The organism is Citrobacter sp. VF227 (genome assembly GCF_052950715.1).
Genome location: NZ_JBRFVF010000231.1, coordinates 1 through 532, shown reverse-complemented (window position 1 = coordinate 532; position 532 = coordinate 1). Strand labels below are relative to the sequence as shown.

Below are 532 nucleotides of genomic sequence, written 5' to 3'. Positions count from 1 at the left end.
AGACAGGGGCGGGGCCTTCGGGGCCGCGCGTCGCGGCGTCCGGATCGGCGCGTCCGGGACGGCGCGTCCGAATGGCCGCAGCTGCGAGGGGGAACGCCGCGGCGCGGGGAACGGTTCGCCGTGCAGTTGCAACTCGACGGCGAACGACGCGGAGAACCGGCATGGCGCGCCTGGACGGCGGGACGGTGGTCATCACCGGGGCCTCGAGCGGCATCGGCCGGGCGGCGGCCGGGGCCTTCGCGGCGCGGGGCGCCCGGGTGGTCCTGGCGGCGCGGCGCGCCGACGTGATCGTTCGCATTCCCGAATGCGTCGGCGCGCAGGTGCTGCTGATCGATCACGACGTCGACCTGATCGATGCCGTGTGCGAGGCGACGCTCGTGCTCGATTTCGGCAAGCGGCTCGCGCTCGGGCCCACGCGCGCGGTGCTCGACGATCCGCTCGTGCGCAGTGCGTATCTCGGCCAAGCGTTCGACGAACATGAAGCGTGACGCGAAGTGCCGGATCGGCCGGCCGGCGTCGAATCGCCGCTCGT

Annotated in this window: 1 protein-coding gene; it reads left to right on the top strand. The window is 73.7% G+C overall.

The genetic code is table 11. From position 1 onward, the window contains the following. The first annotated feature begins 161 nt into the window (after positions 1-161). Positions 162-488, top strand: coding sequence for an SDR family NAD(P)-dependent oxidoreductase (locus ACU8YC_RS26055; protein ID WP_446896121.1), 327 nt, complete (start codon positions 162-164; stop codon positions 486-488). The last annotated feature ends 44 nt before the right edge of the window (positions 489-532 follow it).

What these genes read in the sequence shown, in the direction of transcription:
- ACU8YC_RS26055 (WP_446896121.1), top strand. Translation starts at nt 162, where the DNA reads ATGGCGCGCCTGGACGGCGGGACGGTGGTCATCACCGGGGCCTCGAGC.